This is a genomic window from Cohaesibacter intestini (genome assembly GCF_003324485.1).
GTDB classification, from domain to species: domain Bacteria; phylum Pseudomonadota; class Alphaproteobacteria; order Rhizobiales; family Cohaesibacteraceae; genus Cohaesibacter; species Cohaesibacter intestini.
This window is the reverse complement of record NZ_QODK01000002.1, coordinates 1,111,705-1,119,155: the sequence shown is the minus strand read 5'-3', so window position 1 is coordinate 1,119,155 and position 7,451 is coordinate 1,111,705. Positions and strand designations below refer to the sequence as shown.

Annotated in this window: 8 protein-coding genes; all 8 read left to right on the top strand. The window is 57.1% G+C overall.

Translation table 11 applies throughout. The annotated features are described in order from the left end of the window. Nucleotides 1-117: 117 nt before the first annotated feature. The 8 genes from DSD30_RS10765 (at nt 118) to DSD30_RS10730 (ending at nt 7,255) form a co-directional block, all read left to right on the top strand. Complete coding sequence (locus DSD30_RS10765; RefSeq protein WP_157967652.1) at nt 118-369, top strand: DUF4376 domain-containing protein; 252 nt, start codon at nt 118-120, stop codon at nt 367-369. A gap of 131 nt (nt 370-500) precedes the next feature. Further along, nucleotides 501-1,775, top strand: a complete 1,275-nt coding sequence (locus DSD30_RS10760) for a phage tail sheath protein (protein ID WP_114009603.1) — start codon at nt 501-503, stop codon at nt 1,773-1,775. A gap of 12 nt (nt 1,776-1,787) precedes the next feature. After that, nucleotides 1,788-2,306: a phage major tail tube protein gene (locus DSD30_RS10755; protein ID WP_114009602.1), complete on the top strand. Its 519-nt coding sequence runs from the start codon at nt 1,788-1,790 to the stop codon at nt 2,304-2,306. Between the two features lie 108 nt (nt 2,307-2,414). Next, nucleotides 2,415-2,654 carry a phage tail assembly protein gene (locus DSD30_RS10750; RefSeq protein ID WP_114009601.1) on the top strand — a complete coding sequence of 80 codons (240 nt, stop codon included), beginning with the start codon at nt 2,415-2,417 and terminating at the stop codon, nt 2,652-2,654. 197 nt (nt 2,655-2,851) lie between these two features. Continuing rightward, nucleotides 2,852-5,476 (top strand): phage tail tape measure protein, encoded by a 2,625-nt coding sequence (locus tag DSD30_RS10745; RefSeq protein ID WP_114009600.1) that lies wholly within the window; start codon nt 2,852-2,854, stop codon nt 5,474-5,476. Then, nucleotides 5,476-5,916: a phage tail protein gene (locus tag DSD30_RS10740; protein WP_114009599.1), complete on the top strand. Its 441-nt coding sequence runs from the start codon at nt 5,476-5,478 to the stop codon at nt 5,914-5,916. The genes DSD30_RS10745 and DSD30_RS10740 overlap by 1 nt, the downstream gene beginning before the upstream one ends. Further along, a complete protein-coding gene (locus tag DSD30_RS10735; RefSeq protein WP_114009598.1) occupies nt 5,916-6,143 on the top strand; it encodes a tail protein X in 228 nt (75 codons plus the stop codon). The genes DSD30_RS10740 and DSD30_RS10735 overlap by 1 nt, the downstream gene beginning before the upstream one ends. After that, complete coding sequence (locus DSD30_RS10730) at nt 6,143-7,255, top strand: phage late control D family protein (RefSeq protein ID WP_114009597.1); 1,113 nt, start codon at nt 6,143-6,145, stop codon at nt 7,253-7,255. Before DSD30_RS10735 ends, DSD30_RS10730 begins: the two co-directional genes overlap by 1 nt. Nucleotides 7,256-7,451: the final 196 nt, after the last annotated feature.

Genomic DNA, 7,451 nt, shown 5'->3' with positions numbered 1-7,451 from the left:
TGAACCCGTAATTGTCACCTCCAACCCATTCCAAAAATAAAGGCATTCTTCGCGCACTTCATGCGCAACGATGAACTGCGGCCAAAATCACAGGCAGAAAATGGGGCAACCTCATGAATGAGATGGGCTAACTTGCTTGGCCTCGTGACGCTGGCTCAAATGCGTGCACAGGCCAACGACACCACCCCGACGACATTCCGCGACCGGGCCAATGTTGACCACTCTTTGACCCCGGACGAAGTGATCGAGCTTTGGACGCGGGGCGTTGCCTATTTTGAGCTTGTGATGCAGGCCGCTTGGGCCTTGAAAGACCTTGATCCGATCCCTACTGATTTTGCAGATGACGTGCATTGGCCAAATGCCAGCTAGCCCAATTCGAAGCCCTATGGCGCGAGGCTGAAAGTCGCCTCGTCTGAGCCTCACCAAACGCAAACCTCTCACCACCCGCCTGACGCGCGTCAGAGCGGGTTTTTTCTTGTCTCTCTGAATGGAGAAAATCAATGTCAGATGTTGCTGTCGGTCTGTCGGGCCGTTGGAACCTGTCCAATCAGGCCCGACCGATCAAACAGGCTGATTTCGGTGTGCCGAGCGTGACCGGTATTTGCCAGAATTTGCCAGCAGGCACCGAGCAAAACCGGTGCTATACGGTCGCCACCAAAGACCCCGATTTGGTCGCTCGCTTTGGTGAGGGCGATCTGGTCGATCAGATCCGCGCCATCGGTCGCGGCCTGCCAAGCGGCAAACAGGCGCTCAATGTGACGGTGGTCCCGGTCAAGGATAGCACCGAGACCGACCCGACCGCTAAACGGGATGCCAATATCGCGGCCTTGCGCGGCTTGGATGATCAGAAAACCGGGGTCTATGCTCTCAAGCATGCGGTCGCACAAGGGGCGCTCATGCCGCGCCTCAATACGATTGCGGGCGGGTATGATGCATTCATCCAAGACAATACCGCAAACCCCATTGTCACGGCGCTGACGGCGGTCAATGCCTCGACCTTTGGTCATGCCTTTATCAATGGGCCAAACAGCACCGAGGTCGAGGCTAAGGCGGTGCGCTCGCTCTATTCTGATGCCAGTCTCACGATGATTGAGACCGGCGTGCAGATCGCCGATGAGAGCAACAATCTGGAGACGGTCGGGGCGTCTGGCTTTGTTGCCGGTTTGCAAGCGGCTGTTGATGCCGAGCATGATGGCGTGCCGTCTCATGTGGCGGGCAATCGGGCTTTGCGCATTGCCGCGCCGGGCCGTGAGATGACCTTTGATTGGATGGATCCATCGACGGAAGGTCAGCGGCTCCTCAATGCGCAATGTGACATTATCGTGCGCGGTCGCGTCGGTGATGACTTTGCGGCGGGCGAGGGCGGTATGATCCTTGTGACCTGTCACACTTTGTCCAGCGATCCGCTGGAGATGTATTACAACGTTGTGAGGATGCAAAATTACATCCTGCTGACGCTGTTGCGCTCCTACAAGGTGTTCCTGCTCAAATACAATATGAACCCCAAGCGGGCGATCAAGGCGGTCATCAAACAGACCAACAATTGGCTGGTGGGGATGGCTCAGCGGGAAATCATCTATTCCGCTCCTAAAGTCCTGTTCGTGCCAGATGCTGAAACACCAAGTGATTGGCGCAAAGGCAAGCTGACCTTTACGGGCCGGGCCGAGCCGCGTGCGCCTCTCACCCGGATTGATCTGACCATGGAGCGCGACGATGCCGGCATTGAGCTGGAGATCGCCGAGCTCGAAACTTTTGCCAAAAACTTGAGCCTGTAAGGAGCTGAAACCATGGCGCAAAAATTCAAGGTAATGAAGCGGGTTTCTGCAACTTGCTCCGAGCTGCCTGATCAGGTCTTTGCCGAGCTGATTGAGGAGTTGGGCTTCCCTGCTTTGGTGGATGGCTATGAAGATTTTGATGGGGCTGGAGCATCCGGCCCGACCATTGAGATCAGCACCGGCCAAATGGAAAAACTGACCATGACCCTCAAAATGCTGGGCAACCATTCGGATCTTTATGCGGTGTTCCGTAAAAAGGCCGTCTGGACCTTCACCGGCGTTGTTGAGGATGAGGTGACCGGCGAGAAAGTGCCGCATGAGGTCACTGCGACCTGTCGCCTTGGCGGGATCACGCCTGAGGCCAAAAATCGCACCGGCCTGCACAAGCATGACTATGAGCTCAAGAGCATCATGGCGGCGGATATTGTCGAGGATGGCAAAGAGCTGTTTGGCTGGGCGTGGGGCGAAAGTCCGCGCTTTGCCGGTGTCAATATCGAGGCCGAGGATGATGCGATCCTTGGGCTTGTCTAAGGCTCTTATTTCTTCCCTCTCCTGAGGCGGGCCGTTGGTCCGCCTTTTCTCATCCACTCTCATCCACTCTCATCCACTCTCATCCACTCTCATCCAAAGGAAAGACCAATGACCGAGAGCAAAAAGAAACTCACCTTTTCCGACCTCACGTTTAAGGATCCGACCGGTGGCGATATTATTGATTTTTATGCTGAGCTTGACGAAAAAGAGCCGGTCCTCGTGAGCTATTGCAAGGCGGCGGCGCTCATGGCCGGTGTGACCCTTGATGATATTCGCACAATGGATCCGGAATCTTTCTGGTCGGCTGCGGCGCGCGGTAAAGCTGCTTTTTTTCCCGATCTGATCTAGTTGCCGACTTTACCAAAGCCAATCCGATCAAGGTGGATCTTTATCGGGTCTGCTTTGAGATCGCGTCTGCGACCGGCTGGTCGCTGTCTGAGCTGATGGCCCTGCCTCTTGGTGAGCTGGGCTTTCTTCATTCCCTAATCCCTGACAGGTCGTCAGCCGAGTGATCGGCTGACGGCTTTTCTTTTTGGAGGCTTGCCATGTCAACGCGGGAAATTGAAACAAAACTCACGGTGCGGGGCGTTGATAAGCTGACCGGGCCGCTTGGCAAGATGTCGGGTGCTGCGGGCAAATTTGGTGCCAAGGCAAAGCGTGAATTGGGTCAGCTCCAAAAGCTGCGCGGGCCGGTCAAGCTGATCGAAGATTTTCGCAAGGCCGAAAGCCAGCTCGGCAAGTCGGCAACCAAAATGCGGACTGCGCAACAGCGGGCGAAAGAGCTTGGTCAGGCCTTTAAGAATGCTACTCGACCAACTGCAAAAATGCGGGTTGAACTGGAGCGGGCGCAAAGTGCTGCGAGAAAGGCCTCCTCAGAATTCAAGGCCAACCGTGCGGCATTAAGAGGCAACCGTGAGGCTCTCAAAACCGCCGGGATTAGCGTCAAGAATTTGACAGACAAGGAGCGTGAACTCGCCTCTGCGGTCGGTAAGGTCAATTCCCGTCTCGATGCCAACTATTCAAAATTCAAAAAGGTTACGGCTCAACAGAAAAAATGGGCCGAGGCAAAGCGCAAGCTTGATGAGAGCCTGAACCGGGCGACCGGTCTGACGGCAACGGGTTATACCGGGATCCATACAGGTCGCCGGGTCTTGGCCGGTGTTAAAAACCCGATTGATGAGGCCAAGAATTTTGAGCAAGAAATGGTCGCGGTTGGTGCCGTGACCCGCACGATCCGCGACAAGGAAAAATTCGGCCTCCTGCGAGATCAGGCGCTCCGGCTGGGGGAAACGACAAGTTTCACTAATGTCAATGCAGCCAGTGCTCAGCGTTTTCTTGGCATGGCTGGCATGTCGGTGTCTGACATTCTGAGCTCGATGCCCTCGGTCCTCAACTTGTCCAAAGCGGGCCGCACCGATCTCGCTGGAACGGCTGATATTGCCTCCAATATTATGTCGGGTTACGGCATGACCGGCAAGGATATGGGGCGGATTTCTGATGTGCTGGTCGGCACCTTCACCCGGTCCAACGTCAATGTAAAACAGATTGGCGAAACGCTCAAATATGTCGGACCAAAAGCCAAGGCGGCAGGCATGTCGCTGGAATATGTCGCGGCTGCGACTGGCAAGCTTGGTGATGCCGGGATCCAAGGCTCGATGGCAGGCACGGCGCTGCGGGCTGTGATCTCGCGTCTTGCCGGGCCTCCGAAGATGGCACAAAAGGCGCTGGCGCGTCTCAAGGTCGAGACCAAGGACCTCAACGGCAATCTGAGGCCGTTTGAGGATATTCTCGACGACATTGCCGATAAGATGAAAGACCTTGGCAGTGCCGAGCAAATCGAGCTGACCAAGAAGATTGCAGGCGAGGAGGGCTCTAGTGCTTTCACGGTCCTGCTTGAGCAAAGAGCGCAAATCAAAAAGCTCCGCGATGAGCTCAGGGCGGCAAAGGGCGAGGCCAAAGAGATCTCTGAGGCCATGTCTGACAATGCTGTCGGTGATGAGCAGATTTTGGGCTCGGCATGGTCAGCGCTCAAAACGGAAATTGGCACGCAATTGTTGCCTGACTATCGGGAGCTTTTGCAAACCACCACCGAGTTGATCAATGCCGGTCGGGAATGGGCCAAGGCCAACCCGGAATTGACCAAGACCATTGCCCTGTTGGCCGGATCCGTTGGCACCTTATTGGTGGTCGGCGGTGGCGCTGCCTTTGCTTTGGCCGGGGTTGTTGGATCTGTTGCCTTGCTCAAGGCAACTTTCCGGGCGGGCAGTCTCGTGCGGGCCTTTGGCACCTTTGGCAGTGCGCTCGATGATTATTCCGCCAAGGCGGATCGGGCGGCTAAGAAAACCCGCTCGCTCGGCTCGGCCTCTCGCAAGCTGATGGGCAAGGCCGCAATGGGTGGGGTGCTTGGGGCGCTGGCCCTGATGGATGATCCCGGCATTAAAAAGGTCGAGGATGTCACGGCTGAGGATCGCAAGCGGATTGATGCAAAGCATGCGTCTCAAGAGCAATGGGCGCGTGACCTGCCGATCATCGGTGACCTCTATAAATGGGGGCAAAGCGCGCGGTCTAGTCTGGGCTTGGGTCAATCGCCCGGCGCGGGCTTGCCGATCCGGGATGATCTGGCCTCCAAGCAGCAACGCCTGCAGGCGGTCAATGCGCAAATTTCGTCAGGTGGCGGCTCGGCGAGCCTTGAGGCTGAGCGATCGCAATTGTCTGGTGAGATTGATGGCCTGACCGCGCGGATCCGTCAGGCCGAGATTGACAAGGTCTTGCAGGCTCAAGCCATGGGCGTGCGCTCTGCGCCTCTTGCTCAGGCCTTGGCGGAAAAGGCGGCTCAGATCCGGTCTGTCAATGTGTCAGGCGGGGCCGTGTCCAAGCCGGTCGATGGTCAAAGGGCCTTGGGTGGTCCGGGTTATGCCGGGGCCTCCTACGAGGTCAATGAGGATGGCACCGAGATCGCCACCTTTGCCAAAAATGGCCGCGTCCTATCTCGCAAGGATAGCATGGCGGCGGTGGCTGGCCGTGGGGGTGGTGAAGTCTTTGCCCCTCAGATCACAATCAGCGGCGGCGGGATGGACCCGGCGGCGATTGCTCAGGCGGTGCGGGCCGAGATCGAACGGCTTTGGCGTGACCAAAAGATGAGCAGCTTTCACAATTCGGAATTTGCGTGATGTCTGATCTATTTGTCATTGATGGGGTGGTGATCAAGGGGCAGGTCTTTGGCGGCTTGAGGGCCTCCCAATCGACCACCGCGCGGGTCGCTCGCAAGGGCGTCTTGGGCGGTCGCCAGACCCATGAGAAAATTGGCAAGGGTGACAAGAAATTCACCCTTGAGGGCAAGATCGCGCCTTTCGAGCTTGGTGGCTTTCCTGAGGTCACCGGGCTTGAGGAGGCGTGTGATAATGCGGTGCCGGTCTTTGTGGCGCGTGGGGATGGGTCGGTGATGGGCTGGTACACAATCGCCTCGTGTGAGATGTCTGACCGGCATTTGAGCGGTCGGGGGATCGGGCGGGTGATTGATGTCAGCCTTGAGCTGGAATTGACGCTCAAACCGGATCGGGCCGCTGCCATGACCCGGCTCAAAAACCTGATGGAAAGGCTCGGCTTGTGATGTCTGATTATGATGTGATCAAGGTCAGGGCGACCGGCCTGAAACTGTCCGGCCTGCTCTGGTCTCACTATCGGCGGCGGATCGTTGGTGCGGTCGAGGCGGTCTTGGTGTCAAATCCTGGCTTGTCCGCTTTTGTCGAGCTGCCGCTCGGCGCTGAGATCAAGGTGCCGGTCGCCTCCAGCTTCGCGGCGGCTGAGCAGATCACTGCAGTGAGGATTTTTGACTGATGGGTGCAAGTTATTATGCAGTGTCAATCGCTGGTCAATTGCGTTTGTCCAGTGAGGACGATCCGGCGCGGGTGATCAGCCTGACAATCAATGACCCTGATGAGGCGGCGGCGACTGCCTCGCTGACGCTCGATGACAAGGATGGGGCGATTTATCTGCCACAAAAGAATGACCCGGTGTCGATCATCTTGGGCCGTTCGAAACATGGCGCTCAAGAAACATTCCGGGGCAAGGTGAGCAATGTCACCTCAAGCGGGGGCAGTGGTGGCCGCACGCTTGCGGTCTCGGCTGATGCGGCGGATCTGACCGGCAAGGCCAAGCAACCCCTGCAAAAGAGCTGGCAAAATAAGACGGTGAAAGAGATCCTCACCGATGCGGCAAAAGAGGCCGGTCTCCAGCCGCCTCGCATTGATGAGGCAATCGGCAAGATCATGCGGGTCAGCGAGGTGGCGGATGGCGAGAGCTATCTGGAATTTGCCAAGCGGATCGCGCGTGAGGTCGGCGGCAAGTCGAGCCTGTTTGATGACCTGCCGGTGATGATCGAGGCCAATGGTGGCAAGTCGGCGAGTGGGCGCTCGCTTGTGCCGGTCGATATCGTTTGGTCCGATCAATCGCCAAACCTGACCGGCTGGTCGATCTCGCCCAAGCAAAGCAGGCCTGCGCATTCGGCTTTTGCTTCGCGCTATTTCGATTTTGAAAAGGGCGAGGTGATCGAGGTCGAGGCCGAGGGCGAGAAAGAGGCTAAGGCCAAGGCCCGCTCCAGCGCCTCGCTCAAGGCCACGAAAGAGGAGGCCGAGGCTGCAGCCAAGTCGGACAAAGAAGGCGCTGAGCGGGCCGCTGGGAGCGGCACAATCACCTGTGACGGCAATCCCTCGCTCTTTGCCGGTGGCCTGATCAATCTGAAAGGCGCGCGGGCGGGGGTGGATGGCCAATATCGGGTCAAGAGCTGCACCCATACGCTCAACGCCTCAGGCTATCTTTGCAACCTGTCCATAGAGCTGCCAAAGGGCGGGGCCGGGAAAGATACACGTAAGAAACAGACCTCACCCCAGTCGAGCGCGACCCAATCCAGTCAGCTGAGCGGATACGGCGTGACCTTTGGCGGGGTATGAACGAAAACCCCGCACCGGGTGGGAAGGTTTCGGAAAACTGATTAAGAAAGAAGTCTAGTGACGTTTCAGGTTGTGTTTCTTATGATTGCCTTTTGTTCTTCTTATGGTCTTGCATCTGCACTGGTATGCACAGCTTTATAACAACCAGTGATCGGCAATCAGGCACCAAGTTGACCAACTTCAGCCAAACTCAAAA

Bases quoted from the DNA above. Each gene is read 5' to 3' on its own strand.
- DSD30_RS10750 (WP_114009601.1), top strand. From the start codon at position 2,415: ATGACCGAGAGCAAAAAGAAACTCACCTTTTCCGACCTCACGTTTAAG.
- DSD30_RS10760 (WP_114009603.1), top strand. From the start codon at position 501: ATGTCAGATGTTGCTGTCGGTCTGTCGGGCCGTTGGAACCTGTCCAAT.
- DSD30_RS10765 (WP_157967652.1), top strand. From the start codon at position 118: ATGAGATGGGCTAACTTGCTTGGCCTCGTGACGCTGGCTCAAATGCGT.
- DSD30_RS10745 (WP_114009600.1), top strand. From the start codon at position 2,852: ATGTCAACGCGGGAAATTGAAACAAAACTCACGGTGCGGGGCGTTGAT.
- DSD30_RS10735 (WP_114009598.1), top strand. From the start codon at position 5,916: ATGTCTGATTATGATGTGATCAAGGTCAGGGCGACCGGCCTGAAACTG.
- DSD30_RS10730 (WP_114009597.1), top strand. From the start codon at position 6,143: ATGGGTGCAAGTTATTATGCAGTGTCAATCGCTGGTCAATTGCGTTTG.
- DSD30_RS10740 (WP_114009599.1), top strand. From the start codon at position 5,476: ATGTCTGATCTATTTGTCATTGATGGGGTGGTGATCAAGGGGCAGGTC.
- DSD30_RS10755 (WP_114009602.1), top strand. From the start codon at position 1,788: ATGGCGCAAAAATTCAAGGTAATGAAGCGGGTTTCTGCAACTTGCTCC.